Source organism: Acinetobacter sp. WC-743 (genome assembly GCF_000335555.1).
Taxonomy (GTDB): Bacteria; Pseudomonadota; Gammaproteobacteria; order Pseudomonadales; family Moraxellaceae; genus Acinetobacter; species Acinetobacter bereziniae.
In genome coordinates, this window is sequence record NZ_AMFQ01000049.1 from 1 (window position 1) to 213 (window position 213).

Below are 213 nucleotides of genomic sequence, written 5' to 3' on the forward strand. Positions count from 1 at the left end.
GTGCCACTCACCGTACCTGTCGGTTGGTTGATCGCAGAGGTCACAGGTCCATAATTACCTGAACTGTCCACCGCTGTGGTGACTGTGCTGCCATCTGGATAGCGGATTTCAATGTTACTGTTTGGCTCAGCTGTGCCACTGACACTTACCGAACCATCTGGATTGCCTGTGACATTGACCACTGGTGCTGCTGGATCAATGTTGTCGACATAG

Annotated in this window: 1 pseudogene; it reads right to left on the minus strand. The window is 51.6% G+C overall.

The features are described 5' to 3' along the window. Positions 1-213 (minus strand): annotated as a pseudogene (locus tag ACINWC743_RS07070) (hypothetical protein); the annotation flags it as partial.